Source organism: Microbacterium sp. CCNWLW41 (genome assembly GCF_037083505.1).
This window is the reverse complement of the sequence record NZ_JBAOJP010000013.1, coordinates 1-20,220: the sequence shown is the minus strand read 5'-3', so window position 1 is coordinate 20,220 and position 20,220 is coordinate 1. Positions and strand designations below refer to the sequence as shown.

Below are 20,220 nucleotides of genomic sequence, written 5' to 3'. Positions count from 1 at the left end.
ATGTCGAGCACGGACTCCGCGTCCGCCGCCCCTGCCGCTCCGAAGCGTCCCTCCGGGGTCGCGCGGTACCTGCTCACCCACCCGTTCGCCGTCGCCCTGAGCGTGGTCCTGCTGGCGACGGGAACCGTGTTCGGCACGCTCTGGGGCCAGGCGCCGGTGGAGATGGCGGCGAGCCCGCTCACCACGCTCGACGGGCTGTGGTGGACCCCGGTGACGAGCCTGCTCATCCCGGACTCGGCCGTCGAAGCGGTGCTCACGATCGCCCTGATCCTCACGGTGATGGCGTACGCGGAGCGGCTGCTGGGCAGCATGCGCGCGGTGGTCCTGTTCTTCGTCACGGGCGTGCTCGGCGTCATCGCCGGCATCGGGTTCGAGCTCCTGCTGGGCCAGGGCGACCTGCTGTGGGGGCTGGAGCTCGAGGCCGGGTTCGTCCTGGATCCCGCGGTGGGCGTCGTGGGCGTGATCATGGCGGCGAGCGCCTTCGCGCCCGCGCTGTTCCGCCGCCGGATCCGCGTGATCGGGTTCGCCGTGCTGTTCATGTACGCCCTCTACGCGGGAGACGCGGACAGCGTGTACCGGCTCGTGTCGGCGGCGCTCGGGGTGCTGTGCGGCGTCCTCCTGGCCCGGGACCGCCCGCCGTCCGCCTGGCACCGCAGCTCCTACGGAGAGACGCGCACGATCATCGCGTCGATCGTGGCGGTGACCGGTCTCGGCCCGCTCATCGTGCTGCTCTCGGGAGTGCAGAGCGGTCCGCTCGCGAGCACCGTGGCCGGCTTCCAGGGCGTCGACGGCGACGAGATCTTCGAGCGCTGCGCGACGACCTACACCGCCGCCTGCGACACCGACGTGGCGCGCGCGCTGACCGACGGCCCTGGCGCCTTCCTGCTCAGCCTCATGCCGCTGCTGCTCAGCCTCCTGGCCGCGTGGGGGCTGCGCCTCGGCCGCCGTGCCGCCTGGATGCTCGCGATCGCGGTCAACGCGGTGATCGCCGTCGTGACCGCCGTGGGGCTGGGGGCCGGGCAGCTGCTCGACGAGAAGACCCGGGCCGTGCTCGGCGTCGAGGACGTCGTGTGGTCGGTGCTGGCGATCCTCATCCCGATCGCCGTGATCGTGCTGCTGCTCGTCACCCGTCACCGGTTCGCGGTGCGTGCGCCGAGGTCGGCCGTGCGGCGCTTCGCCGCGCTGGTCGGGGGTGCGTTCGTGATCCTCGCCGGCGGCTACGCCGCCGTCATGCTGGCGCTTCCCGACGACGCGTTCATGATCCCGGTCGCGCCCGGCGACGTCATCGTGGACGCCGTGCGCCGCTTCCTCCCCGCGGGTCTCCTGCAGCCGGTGCCGACCCCGGTCGCGCCGCTGGAGGGCTTCCCGCTGATCGTGCACCAGTGGGTGGGCGTGCTGTTCTGGGTCGTCTTCATCGGCGCCGTCCTGATGCTCTATCGCGCCACCGCCGCGCATCGCGACGCGGACGGCGAGGCGCGGTTCCGGGAGCTGCTGAAGAGCGGGGGCGGCGGGACGCTCGGGTTCATGGGCACCTGGCCCGGCAACGACTACTGGTTCACCCCCGACGGGACGGGCGCCGTCGCCTACCGGGTCATCAACGGCGTCGCCCTGACCATGTCGGATCCCGTGGCCTCCGACGAGCACGCCGAGGCGACCATCCGCGGGTTCGTGGACCACTGCGACCGCCAGGGCTGGACGCCGGTGTTCTACAGCTTCCACGAGAAGCATCTGCCGGTGTTCCAGAGCTTCGGCTGGCAGTACATGTCCGTCGGGGAGGAGACCGTCGTCCCCCTCGCCGGGTTCGAGCTCACGGGCAAGCCCTGGGCGAAGGTCCGCCAGGCGTACAACAAGGGCGAGCGGGAGGGGATCACCACGCTGTGGTCGACGTGGGACGATCTGCCCGCCGCCGTCGCCGCGGAGATCACGGCCCTCAGCGAGCAGTGGCTCTCCGAGAAGGAGCTGCCGGAGATGGGCTTCACCCTCGGCGGGGTGGAGGAGCTCAAGGATCCGGAGGTCGCGCTGTACCTGGCCTTCGGCAAGGACGGCGGTCTGCAGGCGATCACGAGCTGGCTGCCGAGCTGGCGGGACGGCCGGCTCACCGGCTGGACGATCGACTTCATGCGCCGCGGGGACGAGTCGATGTCCGGGATCATGGAGTTCGTCATCGCGTCCGCCGCGTTCCGGATGAAGGAAGACGGGGTCGAGGTGTTCAGCCTCTCGGGCGCGCCGCTGGCGGAGAAGCCGCTCGCGCCGGGGGAGGATGCGCCCGAGCCGACGGTGATGACGCGCCTGCTCGCGTGGCTCGGCAAGGTGCTGGAGCCGGCGTACGGGTTCACGTCCCTGTTCCGGTTCAAGAGCAAGTTCAACCCCGAGTACCACACGATCTACATGGCGTACGCGGATCCGGCCCAGCTCCCGACGATCGGCCTGGCGATCGGGAAGGCCTATCTGCCCGAGGTCTCGCCGAAGGAGTACCTGGCCCTGGCGAAGACGCTCACGCAGGACTCCTCGCACTGACCCGGGCCGCGGCGTCGTTCACGGCCTCGTCCCCGTCCCCGTCCCTCCCGTCCCCGTCCTGGGGATCGTTTCGGCGTCGGACGACGTCAGGGGTCGACGCCGGTCAGGAGGTCGGGGGGGCGGGGTCAGGGGGTCGGGGGCACGGCAAGCTTGAAGCCGCGGTGCGAGCCGACATAGCCGAGCCGTTCGTAGAAGCGGTGCGCGTCGACGCGGGCGGCGTCCGACGTGAGCTGCACCATCGCGGCGCCCAGCTGCGGCGCCGCCACGTCGCCGACCCAGCGCATCATCGCCGAGCCGACGCCGCCGGAGCGCTGGTCCGAGCGCACGCGGACCGCCTCGACGAGCAGGCGCGTCGCCCCGCGCCGTGACATGCCGGGGATCCGCGTGAGCTGGAACGTGCCCACGATCTCGCCGCCGGACTCGGCGACGAGCAGGTCGTTGCCGGGCTCCTCGAGGACGGCGACGAGCGCCCGTTCGTAGAGGTCGTGATCGTCCGCCGCGCCGACGTCGCCGCGGGCGGTGCTGATCGGGTCGTCGGCGAGCAGGGCGACGAGCGCGGGCGCATCGGCGCGGATCGCGCGTCGCAGCACGACGTCGCCGGATCGGGAGTCGAGGACCGTCGGGAGGGAAAGGGCGGACAGCATGATCCGATCATCGCAGGGCACCGGCGCCGTCGCTTCGTCCCCTGGGGCGCCGAAACCGCCCTTTCACGTCGAGACCCCCTCCGGCGCGCGTGTGCAGGAGGGGGTCTCGGTGGGGAGAGGGGGTCTCGCGTCAGTCCTCGTCGGCGTCCGGGTCGTGGTCGACACCGGCCTCGGCGCGCTGCTCCGGGGTGATCGGCGCGGGCGCGGCCGTCAGTGGGTCGAAGCCGTTGCCCGTCTTGGGGAACGCGATGACGTCGCGGATCGACGGGGCGCCCGCGAGCAGGGAGACCGTGCGGTCCCAGCCGAAGGCGATCCCGCCGTGCGGCGGGGCGCCGAACTGGAACGCGTCCAGGAGGAAGCCGAACTTCTCCTGCGCCTCCTCGGCGCCGATCCCCATCACGTCGAACACGCGCTCCTGCACGTCCCGGCGGTGGATGCGGATCGAGCCGCCGCCGATCTCGTTGCCGTTGCAGACGATGTCGTACGCGTACGCCAGCGCCTCGCCGGGCTCGGTGTCGAAGCGATCCAGCCACTCCTCCTTGGGAGAGGTGAACGCGTGGTGGACGGCGGTCCAGGCGGAGTGGCCGAGGTCGACGTCCTCGGGGTCCTCGCCGGTCGGCTTGAACAGGGGTGCGTCGACGACCCACACGAACGCCCAGGCGTCGGGGTCGATCTGGCCGGTGCGGTGCGCGATCTCGACGCGGGCGGCACCGAGCAGGGCCTGGGCCTCGCGGGTGGGACCCGCGGCGAAGAACACCGCGTCGCCCAGCTGCGCGCCCGTGGCGGCGGCGAGGCCGTCGCGCTCGGCGTCGGACAGGTTCTTCGCGACCGGGCCGCCCAGCGTCCCGTCCTCGCCGAAGGTGACGTAGGCGAGCCCCTTGGCGCCGCGCGACTTCGCCCAGTCCTGCCAGGCGTCGAACTGCCGACGGGGGAGGGATGCCCCGCCCGGGTGGACGACCGCGCCGACGTACTCCTGCTGGAACACGCGGAACGTGGTGTCGGCGAAGTAGCCGGCCAGCTCGACGATCGGGTTGCCGAAGCGCAGGTCCGGCTTGTCGGATCCGTACAGGCGCATCGCGTCGGCGAACGTGATCCGATCGATGGGCGTGGGGATCTCGACGTCGATGAGGCGCCACAGCCGCTGGACGATCTCCTCGCCCAGCGCGATCACGTCCTCCTGGTCCACGAAGCTCATCTCGATGTCGAGCTGCGTGAACTCCGGCTGGCGGTCGGCGCGGAAGTCCTCGTCCCGGTAGCTCCGTGCGAGCTGGTAGTACCGCTCCATGCCCGCCACCATGAGGAGCTGCTTGAACAGCTGCGGCGACTGCGGCAGTGCATACCAGCTGCCCGGGTTGAGGCGCGCGGGGACGAGGAAGTCGCGGGCGCCCTCGGGGGTCGAACGAGTGAGGGTGGGCGTCTCGATCTCGACGAAGTCGTGGCCGGTGAGCACCTCGCGGGCGGCGGCGTTGGCCTTCGAGCGCAGCCGGATCGCGGCCGCGGCGGACGGGCGGCGGAGGTCCAGGTAGCGGTGCTTGAGGCGCGCCTCCTCGCCGACCGTCTCGGTGCCCTCCAGGGCCGTGGAGACCTGGAAGGGCAGCGGGGCCGACTCGTTGAGGACCTCGACCTCGGCGGCGATGACCTCGATGTCGCCGGTGGGCAGGTTCGGGTTGGCGTTGCCCTCCGGGCGCTCGGAGACCTCCCCGGTGATCTTCAGCACGAACTCGCTGCGCAGCGGATGGGCGACGGACTCGTCGCGGATCACGACCTGGGCGATGCCGGACGCGTCCCGCAGATCGATGAAGGCGACGCCGCCGTGATCGCGACGACGATCGACCCAGCCGGCGAGGGTGACGGTCTGACCGATGTGCTCGGCTCGCAGCGAGCCGGCCGGGTGGGTGCGCAGCACGGAGGATTCCTCCTGATCCGGGGAAAAGATGAACCCCGCCATTCTACGGGCCGGGTCCGCCGACGCCGCCCGGACGCCCGCTCGTCCCGCGGGTGCCCTCGCGTCCTCCCTCGCGCGGGACGGGGCGTCGCTAGGATCGGAGCATCCGCGCGACGGCCGCGGCGTCACGGGAGGTCCTCATGCTGTCCACCATCGTCCCGCTCGCCGACGGCGGCGCCGACCTGATCTCCGATGTCTACGCGGGGCTGTTCTCCGGCACGACGTCTCTGCTCGCCCTCGCCTACTACGTGCTCGTCGTCATCGCGATGTGGCGGGTGTTCACGAAGGCGGGCTATCCCGGAATCCTCGCGCTGATCCCGATCGTGAACCTCGTCTTCCTCGTGAAGATCGCCGGGATGTCGGGGTGGTGGGCGCTGCTGTACCTCATCCCGCTGGTCAACATCGTCTTCGCGATCGTCGTGGCCGTGAAGCTCGGCGCGAACTTCGGCAAGGGTGGGGTGTTCTCGTTCTTCCTGCTCTGGCTGATCCCCTTCATCGGGTACTTCATCATCGGCTTCGGCAGCGCCCGCTACCAGAGGGCCTGACCGCGTGCCCGCCGAGCGCCTGCACCTCGTCCGCCACGGCGAGGTGCACAACCCGGCGCGCGTGCTCTACGGTCGTCTTCCCGGCTATCTCCTGAGCGAGGCCGGTCACCGGATGGCGCAGGCGGCCGCCGACCACGTCGCCGGGCTCGGTCGCCCCGTCCTCACGCTCCGCTGCTCGCCGCTGGAGCGCACCCAGGAGTCCGCGGCGCCGTTCGCGGAGGCCTTCGGGCTGGCCCCCGCGCTGGACGAGCGTCTCATCGAGCCGACCAACGTGTTCGAGGGAACGCAGATGCGCCGCGCGCTGCGCAACCCCGCGAACTGGCGGCATCTGCGCCGGCCCGCCGTCCCGAGCTGGGGCGAGCCGTACGTCTCGATCGTCGCCCGCATGCGCGCCGCGATGGATGAGGCATGGGAGCAGGCGTCCGTGCCGGACGCTCCGGACGGGGACATCGTTTTCGTCTCGCACCAGGCCCCGATCTGGATCACCCACCTCGCCGTGGCCGGGCGCCCGCTCCGGCACGACCCGCGGACGCGCCGATGCGCGCTGTCCAGCGTGACCACCTTCGAACGCGACGGCGGGATCTGGCGGGAGACCGACTACGCCGAACCGGCCGTCGCCGGAGTCGACCTCGGGGCGGTCTGAGGATACGGCAACTTCGCAGGTAAGTATCGTTTTTCGATAGTAAAGTATCGAAAAACGAGAGGATCGAGATGTCCAAGCCGGTCGTGTGGGCGCTCAAGGCGCTCCTGGTGCTCTTCTTCGCCGTCTGCCTGATGGCGCAGGTCTGGGCCATTCCCTCGCTCGCCCGCGAGGTCGCGACGCATTTCCCCGGGACCGCGCACCTGGAGGTCGTCGGCATCGTCGGCGCGGTCGTCATGGTGCTCTGCGCCCAGGTCGTGCTCGTGTGCCTGTGGCGGCTGCTGAGCATGGCCGCCGCCGATCGGGTCTTCCAGGCGGCGTCGTTCCGCTGGGTGGACGCGGTGATCGTGAGTCTGGGCGTGTTCGCCCTCCTCAGCGCGGTGGCGTTCGTGCTGTCCGGCACCGTCGGGATCCTCGCGCCGGGCCTGGTCCTGGTGCTGTCCGTCGCGACCTTCGGCTCGCTGGCCGCCATGCTCCTCGTCGTCGTGATGCGCGGGCTGCTCGTGAAGGCCACCCGGCTCGAGGGCGAGATGGCCGAGGTGGTCTGATGGCCATCGTGCTGAATCTCGACGTGGAGCTCGCCAAGCGCAAGATGAGCGTGGCGCAGCTCGCCGAGGAGGTCGGGATCACTCCGGCCAACCTGTTCGTGCTCAAGAGCGGGCGGGCCAAGGCGGTGCGCTTCACCACGCTGGACGCGATCTGCCGCGTGCTCGGCTGCCAGCCGGGCGACCTCCTCGCGTGGGAGCCGGACCCCGAGCCCGGCGCCGCGCGGGAGCGCTGAGGGCACGCGCCGTCCGCAGGAGATCCCGAGGTGGCGCCGGTAGCGTGACCGGCATGCCGACGACTCCCGAGCCGCCGACTCCGTCCCTGCGCTCCGCCACCGCGCCGCAGGTGATCCTCAACCTCGTCCGAGGGGCGCTGATCGGCGCCGCCGAGCTCGTCCCCGGGATCTCCGGGGGGACGGTCGCCCTCATCACCGGGGTGTACGAGCGGCTGATCGCCTCGGTGTCGCATCTGATGGCCGCCATGACGCGGCTGGTGCGCGGTCCCGACCGTGCCTCGGGCGTCCGCGCGGAGCTCCGGCGCACGGACTGGTGGCTCGTCGGGCCGGTGCTCGTCGGGATGGCCGCCATGGTCCTGACGCTGGCCGGCGTCGTCGAAGGGCTGGTGTCCGCGAACCCCGTCGCGTCCCGGGGACTGTTCTTCGGGCTGGTCGCCGCGAGCCTGATCGTGCCGCTGCGCATGGCATGGGCCTCTGCTCCGGACTCCGCCGATCCGCGCGACCGGGGCCCGGTGCGCCTCACGGACGTCGTCCTCTTCGTCCTCTCGGCGGTGGGCGCGTTCCTGCTGATCGGACTCGCGGAGGGCGAGACCCTGGCGGAGCCGCCGATGTGGCTCGTCTTCGCCGCGGCCGCGATCGCGGTCTGCGCCCTGGTGATCCCCGGGGTGTCCGGGTCCTTCTTCCTGCTCGCGATCGGGCTGTACTCGACGACGCTGCAGGCGCTCTCGTCCCGCGATCTCGGCTACATCGCGGTCTTCGCGGCCGGCGCGCTCGTGGGTCTCGTCACGATCGTGCGCGGCATGAGCTGGCTCCTGCGGCGTCACCGGCGAGCCACTCTCGTGGCGATGACGGGTCTGCTCGTGGGTTCGCTGCGCGCGCTGTGGCCGTGGCAGACCTCGCCCTCCGGGGACGCTGACGGCGTCGGCGTCCTCCTTCCGCCCGGAGGGGACGTGCTGACGCCGGTCCTGCTCGCGTTGGCCGGCGCCGCGATCGTGGCGGCGATGATCCTGGTCGAGGACCGGCTGTCGCGGCGATCCGGGCTCCCGGCCGGGGTCGAGCAGGGCGCCGCGCGTCCGGCCTGAGCCCGCCGCCCGCACGGCGCCCCGACGTCGGCGCCCCAGCCTCAGCGCCCCGGCCTCAGTGCCCCGGCCTCAGTGCCCCGCGGCGAGCTCCTGGACGATCGCCGCCGCGGCCATCTGGCCCGCCGCCGCGGCCATCACCACGGAGGCGACGACGCCCGGCAGTGTCACGCGGTGGGCGTTGTCTCCCGCGGCGAAGACGCCGGGCACCGAGGTGCGGCCGAAGTCGTCGATCTCGACGGCGCCCGAGGGCAGCATCCGCAGTCCGAGCTGCGCGGCGAACGGCGCGCGCTGGCGCGGCGCGGTGCCGGCGACGAAGATCCCGTCGACCGGGGTCGCGGTCTCCCCGGCGTGCACGACGACGTCGCCGCCGGACTCGGTCACGGCACTCGCCGGAGCCGAGGAGATCGCCGCGCCGAGGCTCTGGACCGCTGTGCGGAACTCGTCGGTCGGACCGGCGCCGACCGTGAACACGGTCGCGTCGACGCCGAGGGGGCGCAGCATCCCCAGCACGTGCGGCGCGGCGGTCCCGATCACGGCGATCCGGCGCCCGGCGAACTCGTGCCCGTCGCAGAACGGGCAGGAGAACGCCCGCCGGCCCCACAGCGGCGCGAGCCCCGCCACATCGGGAAGCTCGTCGACCAGGCCGGTGGCGAGGAGCAGGCGCCGGCCGCGGACCGCCGGGCCGTCGGCGAGCTCGACCCGGAAGCCGTCGTCCTCCGCGGCGGCGGCGACGGCGGTCCGCTGCTCGATCCGGACCGTGCCGTACTCCTCCAGCTGAGCGCGCGCCGTGCGGCGGAAGTCCGCGGGCGGCGTGCCGTCGTTGGCGATCACGTTGTGCATGTGCGCGACGGGGCCGTTGCGGTACTCGCCGGAATCCAGCACCAGGGCGCTGCGGTGCATCCGGCCCAGGGTCAGCGCGGCCTGGAGGCCTGCCGGCCCCGCTCCGATCACGATGGCGTCGTCCATGGATCTCTCCTCCTCGGTTGCGTTCCGGACCAGTGTGTGACTTCATGTCAACATGAAGTCAAGCGAGGACCGTCCCTGGTCGGTGGGAGAGGTGGCGGCCCGGTTCGAGCTGCCCACGAACGTGCTGCGCCACTGGGAGGCGGTCGGCCTGCTGAGCCCGGATCGCGATGCGGGAGGGCGGCGCCGCTACGGCGAGGAGGAGGTGGCGCGGATCGCCGTGATCGTCCGGAGCAAGGCGTCCGGGATGAGCCTGGACCAGATCGCGCATCTGCTGGACAACGGCTCGTCCGGGCGCCACGAGGTCCTGCACGCCCACCTCGCCGACCTCGATCGGCGGATGGAGGACATGCGCCGCTCGCGAGCGATGACCGAGCACGCGCTGCGCTGCGAGGCGCACGACATCATGGCCTGCCCCCGGTTCCGCGCGGGTGTCGACGACATCATCGCGGGCTTCGGCAACGGCTCCCTCTCCGCTCACGCATAGGGATCGGACGTAGGATTCCCAGCGTGTCACCCTCCCTGCGCCCGAATCGCAGCGTCGTCCGAACCCGCCTCCTTCGCTCCGCTGCGGCCGCGATCGGCGTCGCCCTCGCCGTCGGTCTCTCGGCCTGCGCGCAGGACCCGGCGACCGAGCAGTACCTCGCCGGGGACAACAAGGGGTACATCGGTGCCGCGGGTCTCCGCGTGGACGAGATCCCGGCCGACCAGCGCACGGAGCCGGTGGAGTACGGGGGCACGCTCGAGGACGGCTCCTCCTTCTCCAGCGAGGACGTCGCCGGGGACGTCGTGGTGGTGAACTTCTGGTACGCCGCCTGCGGTCCCTGCCGCGTCGAGGCGAAGGACCTCGAGGCGGTCTGGCAGGAGTACCAGGACCAGGACGTGTCGTTCATCGGCGTCAACACCTACGACCAGGCGGACACCGCGCGCGCCTTCGCGGAGCAGTACGGCGTGACCTATCCCAGCCTCATCGACGTGAACACCGGCGAGGCCAAGCTCGCCTTCGCGCAGGCCACGACCATCCAGGCGACGCCGACCACCCTGGTGCTCGACCGCCAGGGGCGCGTCGCGGCGCGGATCGTCGGGCAGCTGGAGGAAGCGTCGATCCTCTCGACCCTCGTCAAGGACGCCCTCGCGGAGAAGGCGTGAACGTCGACGCCCTCGTCGGATTCGGCGCACTCTGGCTCGCGATCCCCGTCGCGATGCTCGCGGGCCTCGTCTCCTTCCTGTCACCGTGCGTGCTGCCGCTGGTGCCGGGGTACCTCGGCTTCCTGGGGGGAGCCGTGGCGCCGTCCTCCGGTGCCCCGCGCCCCGGCGCCGACGCGCCGGCGGCGCCGACGCGGGCACGGCTGGTGCTCGGCGTCCTCCTCTTCATCGCCGGCTTCACCGCCGTCTTCGTGGCCTTCGCGGTCGTGGGCGGCGCGGCGGGGATGTTCCTGCTGCAGTGGGGAGACCTGATCACCCGCGTCCTCGGCGCCGTGATCATCCTCATGGGGCTCGTGTTCATCGGTCTCTTCGGCTTCGCGCAGCGCACGATGCGGGTGAACCTCAGCGGCCGTGCGGGCCTGGTCGGGGCTCCGCTGCTGGGGGTCGCGCTCGGGCTCGGATGGACGCCTTGCATGGGTCCGACGCTGTCGGCGATCATGGCCGTCGCGCTCAACCTCGGCGACCCGTGGCGGGCCGCGCTGCTGGGCGTCGCCTACTCGCTCGGGCTCGGGATCCCGTTCCTGCTCGCCGCGCTCGGCTTCGGCTGGGCGGCGCGCTCGATCGGGTTCCTCCGCCGGCACGTCCGCACCGTCAACATCATCGGCGGCGTCCTGCTGATCCTCCTCGGCGTGCTGATGGTCACCGGCATCTGGACCGACGTCATGTCACGACTGGGGGCGGTGATGGGCAGTGTCACCGTCCCGCTCTGAATCGCCCGAGCCCGGAACGCCCCGTGACGAGGAGACTCACGTGAACAAGCCCCGGAAGGGGTCGCATGCGCGCAGCTCGGATCCGCTGCGTCCGTCCGACCACATCGACGGCGACGACCGGGTGACCTCGCCCGCGCTCGGTATCGTGGGCTGGCTGCGCTGGGGCTGGCGTCAGCTCACGTCGATGCGCACCGCACTCGTGCTGCTGCTGATCCTCGCGATCGCCGCGATCCCCGGGTCGATCTTCCCGCAGCGGATGGCGGATCCCAACGGCGTCACGCAGTGGAAGGCCGACAACCCGGACCTCTTCCCGATCCTCGACGCGCTCCAGATGTTCGACGTCTATCTCTCGGCGTGGTTCTCGGCCGTCTACCTGCTGCTGTTCCTGTCCCTGATCGGGTGCGTGATCCCGCGGATCAAGCACCATGCGACGGCGCTGCGCTCCCGCCCGCCGCGGACGCCGATCCGGCTCAAGCGCCTCGACGACCACCGCGAGGCCGTCCGATCCGTCCCGGAGGGCGCGGACGCCGCCGCGGCCGCCGAGAAGGCCGTGGACATCGCGCAGTCGCAGCTGCGCGCCCTCCGCTACCGGGTCGAGCGTTACGACGACAAGCGCGGCTTCTCGGTGTCCGCCGAGCGCGGCTACGCCCGCGAGACCGGCAACCTGCTGTTCCACCTCGCTCTCCTGGGCGTTCTCGTCACGGTGGGCGTCGGCGGCGGCTTCGCCTACACCGGGCAGCGCGTCATGACGGAGGGGGAGACCTTCGTCAACACGCTGCTCGACTACTCGTCGATGAACAAGGGCCGATACGTGGCCGACGGCGCCCTGGCCCCCTACGCGATGACCCTCGACTCGTTCGACGTGACCTACGTCCCCTGGGGGGAGTCGGCGCAGGGCCAGGCCGGAGACTTCTCCGCCAACGTCACGGTGCGAGAGCCCGGCGGGGAGCCCCGTCAGGAGTCCGTGCGCGTGAACCACCCGCTCGACGTGCGCGGCGACAAGGTCTACCTGCTCGGCAACGGCTACGCGCCGACGATCACCGTCCGCAACGCCGAGGGGGAGGTCGCCTTCCACGGGCCGGTGCCCTTCCTCCCGCAGAACAACGCCACCATGACGTCGTTGGGCGTCGTGAAGATCACCGACGGGATGCCCGAGCAGCTGGGCATGGTCGGCTTCTTCTACCCGACCGCCGCCGCGCTGGAGACGGGGGCGCTCACCTCCGTGTACCCGGCGCTGGTGAACCCGACGCTGACGCTCAACGTCTACTCCGGCGACCTGGGGATCGACGACGGCACCCCGCGGTCCGTGTACGTCCTCGACCCGACCGACATGACCCAGCTCACCGGCGGAGACACGGGCGTCGACTCGATCGAGCTCACCCCGGGGCAGACGCAGGAGCTCCCCGGGGGCCTCGGATCCGTCACCTTCGAGGACGAGTCGTCCGAGGGGGCGACCGACGCGTCGCAGTCCGTGCGCCGCTACGTGTCCCTGCAGGTGCACCACGACGCCTCCGCCGTCTGGGTCCTCGTCTTCGCGGTGCTCGCGGTCGTCGGCCTCCTCCTCGCCCTGTTCGTCCCGCGCCGTCGGATGTGGGTCAAGGCCGTCGTCGTCGACGGCGCCGTCCACCTGGAGTACGCGGCGCTGGCCCGCGGGGAGGACCCGACCCTCGCGGCCGCCGTGAAGGACCTCGCCGAGGGGCACGAGCGGCTCCTCGACGCCGACGGCGGCACGACCGCGGCGTCCGCCCCCGATGCGTCCGAGAACCCCCGAAAGTAGGCTGTGACCATGGACCTCGACTCCCTGTCGGTGCTGCTGATCTGGACGGCGATCGCCGTGTACGCCGCGGCGTTCGTGTGCTACGCGTTCGACCTGGCGCACCGCTCGCAGCGCGCCGCGGACCGGAAGCTCGCCGCGCCCGCGGTGCAGGAGCTCGTCGGCGTGTCCGCCGGCGCCGCGAGCACCGGTGCCGGCAAGGGCGGGGGAGCGACCCCGGTCCCGACCGACACGGCATCCGCGCCGCGCTATGTGATGGGCCGGATCGGAACGTCGCTGACCGCTCTGGGCTTCCTGTTCCACCTGGCCGGGACGATCCTTCGCGGCATCGCGGCCGAGCGCGTGCCGTGGTCGAACATGTACGAGTTCGCGATGACCGGCACGCTCCTCATCGTCGCCGTCTATCTCGCGGTCAACATCCGCATGGACCTGAAGTACCTCGGCACCTTCATCGTGGGCCTGATCGTGGTGCTGCTCGGCGGGGCGACGACGAGCTTCTACGTCGAGGTCACGCCGCTGATGGATCCGCTCAAGAGCGTGTGGCTCGTGATCCACGTCTTCGTGGCCTCGCTCGGCACGGCGTTCCTGGCGCTCGCGTTCGCCCTCTCCGTCCTGCAGCTCATGCAGACCCGCCGGGAGCTGCGGATCCTCGGCGACCAGCCGAAGACGGGCCCCGGCTTCCTCGCGACGCTCCCGACGGTGGAGCGGCTGGAGAGCCTGGCCTACCGCTTCGCGACCGTCGGGTTCATCTTCTGGACCTTCACGCTCATCGCCGGCGCGATCTGGGCGCAGGACGCCTGGGGCCGGTACTGGGGCTTCGACGTCAAGGAGACCTGGACGTTCATCATCTGGGTGCTCTACGCCGGCTACATCCACGCTCGTGCGACGCGCGGCTGGCGCGGGAACCGGTCGGCGTGGCTGTCGATCGTGGGCTTCACCGCGGTCCTGTTCAACTTCACCATCGTGAACATGTTCTTCAAGGGACTGCATGCCTACTCCGGCCTGAACTGACGCGTTCCGCGGGCCCGTCGCCGGCCCGTTCCCCGAGCCCGCCGTCGCGTCCGCCCCGCGAGCCCGGCGCCGTGTCCGTTCCGCGAGCCCGGCGCCGCGGATGCGTCGAAACCCCCTCCTGTCGTCGAGACCCCCTCCTAAACGCGCATTTCTGAGGGGTCTCGACGGGGAGAGGGGGTTTCGACGTTGTGGCGAGGGGGATCCGGGCCCCTGGGCACGGGGCGGGGCGCTACCGGGCGGGGCGGGGCCGCGGAGGACGGGCGGAGGACGGGTCAGGCCGCGGCGGGGGCGGCGGCCAGGGCCTCCGCGCTCGTGGTGCGGCGGCGGACGACGGCGAGGATCGTCGCGACGAACGACAGCACGCCCCAGACCACGACGCCCGTGATGGCCGCCCCCGCGCCGTCGCCGACGAGGAGCGCCGTGGCGGCCGGGGTGGTCGGCAGGAAGCCCGCGGCCCCGGCGAGCCAGCCCGGAAGGGTCGAGATGATCCCGGCGGCGATCGCGGCCACCCCGGCGATCGCGGCGAGCCAGCGCCCCGCGCCGCCGAGCACCGCGACGAGCGCCTGGTTCACGGCGGCGAACGCCACCCCGACGAGCATCGCGATCCCCGCGAACGCCCACCAGTGGCCCGCGTCGTACCGCGCGACCGTCTGCACGATCAGTGCCACGAGGAGCCCCTGGCCCGCGCCGAGCGCCGCCGCGGGGGCGAGCGCGCGCACGGCCAACGACGCCGAGGAGCGACGGGAGGTCAGGGCGCGCGCGGTCACCGCGCGCATCACGACGAAGGACGCCAGTCCGCCGAACCACAGGACCACCGCCGCCAGCAGCGGGATCGCGGTCGGCCCGAAGAGCGCATCCTCGGCCTCCGCATCCACCGGCGAGGACACGACGGAGGCGAGCGAGGAGGCCTCGCTGTCGGAGTACGAGGGCAGCGCAGTGGCGGCCTGGTGCAGGCCCGCGGCGAGGTCGCTCGTGCCGCCGGCGAGCTGACCGATCCCGCCGCTCAGCGCCGTCGCGCCGTCGGCGAGCTGGGTCGCTCCGTCGCCGAGCTGTCGTGCCCCGTCGCCGAGCTGCGTCGCCCCGTCGGCGAGGCGGTGAGCGCCGTCGGCGATCCCCGTGGCGCCGTTCTGCAGACCGGTCGCGCCGAGCGACAGGTTCCGGGCGCCGCTCGCGCTCTGGTCCGTGCCGTCGGCGAGCTGACCGAGGCCCGCGGCGAGCTCGGAGGCGGCGGACCCGGCGGTCCGCATCTGCCCGGCGATCTGCGCAGGAGCCTGCTGGGCGAGCTGGGCGAGCCCCTGGGACGTGCCGCCGGCGGCCTGTGCGGCCTGGGCGGCGGGGTCCTGGAGCTGGGCCGCGCCCTGGGACACGGCGGCGAGCTGCGCGCAGAACTCCGGCGTCGCCTGGAGCGCGCACGCGGCGTTGAGGCCGTCGAGCCCCTGGGCGAGCTGGGTCACGCCCTGCGCGACCCCGGAGGTCGCCTGCGCGGCGCCGTCCGCCGCGGCGAGGAGCTCCTGCGGGACGATGCCCTGGGCCTCGAGCTGGTCGGCTCCGCCGGTGAGGCCCGCGCCGAGCTGTGCCGCGCCGGACTGCGCGTCCCGGGTTCCCGCGGCGATGGTGTCCAGGCCGCCGGCGAGCTGATCGGCCCCTCCGGCGAGCTGTCCCGCGCCGCCGGCGAGCTGCCCTGCGCCGTCGCCGAGCTGCGCGGCACCGGTCGCGAGCCCGTCCGCGCCGGTGGCGAGCTCGCCCGCACCGGACGCGAGCTGGGTCGCCCCGTCGGGGAGCTTCGCGGCGCCGGTCGCGGCGTCCCGGGCGCCCCCGGCGAGCGTGTCGGCGCCGTTCGCGGCCTCGCCGATCTGGTCGCCCAGCGTGGTGAAGCCCAGGAGCACGTTCTCCAGGGTGGTCTCGGACAGCGCGGTGCCCATCGTCGTCGCCGCGGTCTGCGCGATCTGGTCCGCGATCAGCCCGTCAGCGACACGGGCCTCCGGAGCGGTGCTCACGGAGATCCTGGCCTTCTCGGCGGTCACGTCGGTGTCGTTGATCGCGCGCCCGCCGCTGGTCGCGGCGGAGGAGAAGTCCTCGGGGATCGTGACGACCGCCTGATAGGTGCCGTTGGCGAGCCCGGATGCCGCGTCGTCCTCGTTCGAGATGACCCACGTCAGATTCGAGTCCGCGTCGTCCGAGCCCTCGACGAGGCCGGAGGCGAGCTGTCGGCCGAGCGGGGCGAGCTGTCCGTCGATCTCCACCGGCTCATCGAGGTTGACGATCGCGGCCGTCATCTCCTCGAGTCTCTCGGTGGGGTTCTGCAGAGCGGCGACGAGGGCGCCCCCGAGAAGCCCCGGCAGCAGCAGCACGCCGAGCAGGGTCAGCCAGGTGACGGGGCGGCGCGAGCGCGCCCGTTCGATGAGGGAGGACAAGCGCGTGGTCATTTCGTCTCACTCTGCTCGCTCGGTGCGGCCCAAGCGGTTGCCTCGGCGTGGCCGGCGGGATCGGTGCGGGGGGAATCGGAGCGGCCGTCGTCCGGTTCGTCGGGGCCGGGGAGGCCGAGCACGGCGAAGCTCGACGCCTCGTCGGGCTCATCCACGGAGGAGGACCGGCGCGCGAGCGGTGCGGGAAGGGCGAGGTCGTGCGTGACGACCGTGCGCCATCCGGCGTCGGTCAGCGCGGCGGCCGCGTCCGACGCCGTGGCGGCGGTGACGACGACGGCGAGCGGATCGCGGGCCGCGCGCGACAGTCGGGCGGAGGCGTCCCGGAGGAGCGCGGCGGCCTGATCGCGGTCCGCGGGGGAGAGGGCGTCCCAGCCGTCGAGGACGACGAGCGAGGTGCGGCCGCGCAGAGCGTCGCGCAGGTCGGCGAGCGGATCCCCGGAGGTCTCGGCGACGACGCAGCCGACGTGGGCGCGGACCCAGGCCGCGCGGCCGGGAAGAAGATGGCCGGCGACGCGGAGGCGGCCTCCGGACGCGGGGACGCGTCCGGCGAGCGTGAGGGCCAGCGTCCGACGGGCGACGGGGTCGGCGCCGGTGAGCACGAGCGCGGCACCCGGAGCGAGTCGCAGGGAGACGCTCCGCAGGGCGGGATGGCGGTCGCCGATCGCGAGGTCGTCCGCGGCGACGACCGCGTCGTCACCGGGCCAGGACCGCAGGCTTCGCTCCCGTTCCACGGCCTCACCCTCGATGTCGACGTGGGGCAGGATCCGCTCCAGCCACGCCGGGATCCGCCAGGCGCGGTCGCCGAGGATCGCCATGAGGGCGGGGATCAACGTCATCCGCACGAGGAACGCGTCGATCGCGATGCCCGCGGCGAGCCCGAGCGCGATCGGCTTGAGGGACGAGTCGCCCTCCGGGACGAAGGCCACGAACACGGCGAACATGATGAGCGCGGCCGCCGTGACGACGCGGGCGGATCCGGCGAACCCGGTGCGCGTCGCCCGGACCGCGGCGGCGCGGCGCGTGGCGCGGTCGGCGTGCTTCGCGTCGGGGTCGTGCACGTAGTCCTCGCGCATCCGCGACACGAGGAACACCTGGTAGTCCATGGCCAGGCCGAACAGCACTCCCATGAGGACGATCGGCATGAAGCTGATGATCGGGCCGACGCGGGCGACGTGCAGGAGGTCCGCGAACCAGCCCCATTCGAACACGGCCGAGACGACCCCGAAGGCGGCGACGATCGACAGGAGGTAGCCGAGCGCGGCGGTGATCGGCACCCAGATCGAGCGGAACACGATCGTGAGGAGGACGAGAGACAGGCCGATCACGAAGATCCCGAACGGCAGGAGCGCGGCGCCCAGCTGATCCGAGATGTCGATCGCCACGGCGGTGAAGCCGGTGACCTTCAGGTCCACTCCGAACTCGTCCAGCCACTCGTCGTGGTGGGAGCGCAGTTCCCGGACGAGGTCCGCCGTCTCCGGCGCGTCCGGGGCGGTCGTCGGGATGATCTGCACGATGCCGGTGTCGGCGGTCTCGTTCGGGGTGGCGAGGGCCACCTCGGCGACGCCGGGCACCTTCTCCACGGCATCGCCCAGATCCTCCATCAGGCCCAGCGGGTCCGTGGAGGTGACGATCGTACCGGTGAGGATCAGCGGTCCGTTGAAGCCGGGACCGAAGTGCTCGGCGGTGAGGTCGTAGTTCTCCCGGGCCTCCGAGCCCTGCGGGAGGACCCCGGCGTTCGGAAGGGCGAGGGCGAGGTTCGCCGCCGGCACCGCGACGATCCCGAGACCGAGGACGACAGCGAGCGCGACCAGGATCGGCCGCCGCGTGACCCCGGCGACCCAGCGCTCGGAGAACGAGGGACGGGCGGCGGGTTCGCGGGCGGGGGCGTCGTGCGCCGTCTCGGCGGCAGCCGTGTCCTCGGCGCCCGTCTTGGCGCCGGCCTTGCGGGCGCGTCGTGAGGGCCTCTTGGCCCGGCCGGCGACGCGGCCCTTGACGAAACCGAGCATGGCGGGCGTCAGCGTGACGGCGATGAGCACGGCGATCGCCACCGCCACCGACGCGGCGATGCCCATCGTGGTGAGGAACGGGATGCCCGCGAAGCCGAGGCCGATGAGGGCGATGAGGACGGTCACCCCGGCGAAGACGACGGCGGAGCCCGCCGTGCCGGTGGCGCGGGCCGCGGACTCCTCCGGATCCACCCCGGCGCGGACCTGGTCCTGATGGCGGGCGACGATGAAGAGGGCGTAGTCGATCCCCACCGCGAGGCCCAGCATCAGGGCGAGCAGGGGAGTGGTGGACGACACCGTGGCGAAGGCGGTCGCGGCGAAGATGGCCGCCATCGAGATCCCCACGCCCAGCACCGCCGTGAGGAGCGGAAGACCCGCGACGACGAACGAGCGGAACGTCACGATCAGCACGAGCAAGGCGATGAGGAGGCCGACCGCCTCGGTGATCGTGACCGCCGGGATCGACATCGCGAACAGATCCCCGCCGAGCACGGTCTCCGAGCCCGAGGGCAGCTCGTCCTGGAGGTCCGCGACCACGCCGCGCAGGGCGTCCTCGGTCGCGGGGGTCACGTCGGTGGCCTGGCCCTCGAACTGCAGCCGGACGATCGCGGCGGTGTCGTCCTCGCTCACCATCCCGGCGATGTTCTCGTCGAACGGCGAGGTCGCCGCGAGCACCCCGTCGAGGTCCGCGAGCTCGTCCACGGCGTCATCGATGGGGGAGCGATAGGCGTCGTCGGTCACCCGGTCGCCGTCGGCGGCGACGACGATGAACTGCGCGCTCGTCCCGCTGACCTGCGGGAAGGTGCGCTCCAGCTGCTCCAGACCGGCCTGGGACTCGGTGCCGGGGATCGAGAAGGTGTTGTCCGTTCCCGAGCCGAGTGTCAGCGCCCCGGCACCGGCGATCCCGAGGACGATCAGCCACGACACGAGCACGCGCCACGGGTGGCGGAACGACCAGCGTCCGAGTGAGGACAGCAGTGTGGACACGGGGGTTCCTCCCGGGAAAGTTCGATACAGTCGTGTATCCGATACGTCAATGTATCGTAATCTGGTGGCCCTCTCGCATTCTGTGCGCGGGGTGTGAATCCGTCCCGCCCCTCATGCGAGGATCGACCAGAGGTCGGCGGCGACGGGGCCGGGCCGATCAGGAGGTGGAAGATGTCGACGACGTCGACGCGCAGCAGGGAGAACACACGAGCGCGCCTGCTCGACGCCGCCGCGCAGGTGTTCGCCGAGTCCGGGCTCGACGGTGCGACCGTCGAGGCCGTCTGCGAGCGGGCGGGCTTCACCCGCGGCGCCTTCTATTCCAACTTCGAGTCGAAGGACGAGCTGTTCCTCATGCTCGCGGGGACCGTCGGCAACGAACGGCTCCGTGCGGTGCGGGATCGCGTGGCGGAGATGACGGCGTCCGGGGCACTGGACGAGGGCTGCGACGTCACCCAGCTCGTCCAGCAGGTCATGGACACCGGCAACGACGACCGTCTCGGGGTCATGCTGCTCAGCGAGATCCGCATCCACGCGCTGCGGGACGCGGCGTTCGGGCGGGCGTACCTGCAGCAGGAGCAGGAGATGGTGGACGGGATCGCCCGGATCATCTCCGACATCGTCGAGTCGGGCACCATGACGCTCCGGGTGTCCCCGGGCGCCGCCGCGCGGATGCTCATGATCGCGTGGGAGGGCTGGACCGTCCGCGGCGCGATGGCGGGACTGGACGCCGAGCGCCTGCGCCGGGGCGCGAGCACCGAGCTGGGCGCCGTGGTGGAGCTCCTGCTCGGCGACGACTGCCCGGTTGCCGACCGCTGAGGCGGGTGTGCCCGGTCGTTGGGCGAGGAGCGCAGCGACGAGTCGAAACGCGGTGACCCGGGGCTGATCCGTGGCTCGGTCCGCGGTGTGGGTGCGGTCCGCTGCGCGATGGCCTCGTCCGTCGCGCGGTCCCCCGCCGTCCTTCGGTCGGCTCCCGCCAGGCCCGA

The 20,220-nt window shown here is 72.3% G+C and carries 17 protein-coding genes; 12 read left to right on the top strand and 5 right to left on the bottom strand.

What is annotated here, in order from left to right; all coding sequences use genetic code 11:
* On the top strand, window positions 1–2,517 hold the full coding sequence (locus V6R91_RS32505) for a bifunctional lysylphosphatidylglycerol flippase/synthetase MprF (protein ID WP_336398785.1): 2,517 nt from the start codon (window positions 1–3) through the stop codon (window positions 2,515–2,517).
* 125 nt (window positions 2,518–2,642) lie between these two features.
* Here the strand turns inward: V6R91_RS32505 and V6R91_RS32500 are convergent, their stop codons facing one another.
* Together V6R91_RS32500 and aspS are read right to left on the bottom strand one after the other, a co-directional pair.
* The gene (locus V6R91_RS32500) at window positions 2,643–3,161 is read right to left on the bottom strand and encodes a GNAT family N-acetyltransferase (protein ID WP_336398784.1); all 519 of its coding nucleotides are present in this window, start codon (window positions 3,159–3,161) and stop codon (window positions 2,643–2,645) included.
* 130 nt (window positions 3,162–3,291) lie between these two features.
* Entirely contained in the window at window positions 3,292–5,067 is a 1,776-nt protein-coding gene (gene aspS / locus V6R91_RS32495; protein WP_336398783.1) for an aspartate--tRNA ligase, read from the bottom strand.
* Window positions 5,068–5,246: 179 nt separating this feature from the next.
* Between aspS and V6R91_RS32490 the strand changes: the two genes are divergently transcribed.
* The 5 genes from V6R91_RS32490 to V6R91_RS32470 all read left to right on the top strand — a co-directional run bounded on the left by V6R91_RS32490 (window position 5,247) and on the right by V6R91_RS32470 (window position 8,154).
* Entirely contained in the window at window positions 5,247–5,651 is a 405-nt protein-coding gene (locus V6R91_RS32490) for a DUF5684 domain-containing protein (RefSeq protein ID WP_174522535.1), read from the top strand.
* 4 nt (window positions 5,652–5,655) lie between these two features.
* Complete coding sequence (locus V6R91_RS32485) at window positions 5,656–6,294, top strand: histidine phosphatase family protein (protein ID WP_271060309.1); 639 nt, start codon at window positions 5,656–5,658, stop codon at window positions 6,292–6,294.
* A 68-nt stretch (window positions 6,295–6,362) separates the two neighbouring features.
* Window positions 6,363–6,839 carry a DUF2975 domain-containing protein gene (locus V6R91_RS32480; protein WP_336398782.1) on the top strand — a complete coding sequence of 159 codons (477 nt, stop codon included), beginning with the start codon at window positions 6,363–6,365 and terminating at the stop codon, window positions 6,837–6,839.
* Window positions 6,839–7,072 (top strand): helix-turn-helix domain-containing protein, encoded by a 234-nt coding sequence (locus tag V6R91_RS32475; RefSeq protein WP_271060311.1) that lies wholly within the window; start codon window positions 6,839–6,841, stop codon window positions 7,070–7,072. Before V6R91_RS32480 ends, V6R91_RS32475 begins: the two co-directional genes overlap by 1 nt.
* A 53-nt stretch (window positions 7,073–7,125) precedes the next feature.
* Complete coding sequence (locus V6R91_RS32470) at window positions 7,126–8,154, top strand: DUF368 domain-containing protein (RefSeq protein WP_271060312.1); 1,029 nt, start codon at window positions 7,126–7,128, stop codon at window positions 8,152–8,154.
* A 69-nt stretch (window positions 8,155–8,223) separates the two neighbouring features.
* On the opposite strand, the gene V6R91_RS32465 is transcribed toward V6R91_RS32470, so the two are convergent.
* A complete protein-coding gene (locus V6R91_RS32465; protein ID WP_336398781.1) occupies window positions 8,224–9,120 on the bottom strand; it encodes an NAD(P)/FAD-dependent oxidoreductase in 897 nt (298 codons plus the stop codon).
* Between the two features lie 52 nt (window positions 9,121–9,172).
* Here V6R91_RS32465 and V6R91_RS32460 point away from each other — a divergent pair, with 52 nt between their 5' ends.
* Genes V6R91_RS32460 through ccsB form a run of 5 tightly spaced genes read left to right on the top strand, consistent with a single transcriptional unit; the run spans window position 9,173 to window position 13,818 of the window.
* Entirely contained in the window at window positions 9,173–9,604 is a 432-nt protein-coding gene (locus V6R91_RS32460) for a helix-turn-helix domain-containing protein (protein ID WP_336398780.1), read from the top strand.
* Window positions 9,605–9,627: 23 nt separating this feature from the next.
* Complete coding sequence (locus V6R91_RS32455; RefSeq protein ID WP_336398779.1) at window positions 9,628–10,266, top strand: TlpA family protein disulfide reductase; 639 nt, start codon at window positions 9,628–9,630, stop codon at window positions 10,264–10,266.
* The gene (locus tag V6R91_RS32450; protein WP_271060315.1) at window positions 10,263–11,033 is read left to right on the top strand and encodes a cytochrome c biogenesis CcdA family protein; all 771 of its coding nucleotides are present in this window, start codon (window positions 10,263–10,265) and stop codon (window positions 11,031–11,033) included. The genes V6R91_RS32455 and V6R91_RS32450 overlap by 4 nt, the downstream gene beginning before the upstream one ends.
* A 40-nt stretch (window positions 11,034–11,073) precedes the next feature.
* Window positions 11,074–12,810 (top strand): cytochrome c biogenesis protein ResB, encoded by a 1,737-nt coding sequence (resB, locus tag V6R91_RS32445; protein WP_336398778.1) that lies wholly within the window; start codon window positions 11,074–11,076, stop codon window positions 12,808–12,810.
* 9 nt (window positions 12,811–12,819) lie between these two features.
* Entirely contained in the window at window positions 12,820–13,818 is a 999-nt protein-coding gene (ccsB, locus tag V6R91_RS32440; protein WP_336398777.1) for a c-type cytochrome biogenesis protein CcsB, read from the top strand.
* Between the two features lie 272 nt (window positions 13,819–14,090).
* Here ccsB and V6R91_RS32435 read toward each other — a convergent pair whose 3' ends face one another.
* Together V6R91_RS32435 and V6R91_RS32430 are read right to left on the bottom strand one after the other, a co-directional pair.
* Window positions 14,091–16,244, bottom strand: a complete 2,154-nt coding sequence (locus V6R91_RS32435) for a YhgE/Pip domain-containing protein (RefSeq protein WP_336398776.1) — start codon at window positions 16,242–16,244, stop codon at window positions 14,091–14,093.
* Complete coding sequence (locus V6R91_RS32430; protein ID WP_336398775.1) at window positions 16,241–19,237, bottom strand: efflux RND transporter permease subunit; 2,997 nt, start codon at window positions 19,235–19,237, stop codon at window positions 16,241–16,243. Before V6R91_RS32430 ends, V6R91_RS32435 begins: the two co-directional genes overlap by 4 nt.
* 171 nt (window positions 19,238–19,408) lie before the next feature.
* On the opposite strand from V6R91_RS32430, the gene V6R91_RS32425 reads away from it, so the two are divergent.
* The gene (locus V6R91_RS32425) at window positions 19,409–20,053 is read left to right on the top strand and encodes a TetR/AcrR family transcriptional regulator (RefSeq protein WP_336398774.1); all 645 of its coding nucleotides are present in this window, start codon (window positions 19,409–19,411) and stop codon (window positions 20,051–20,053) included.
* Window positions 20,054–20,220: the final 167 nt, after the last annotated feature.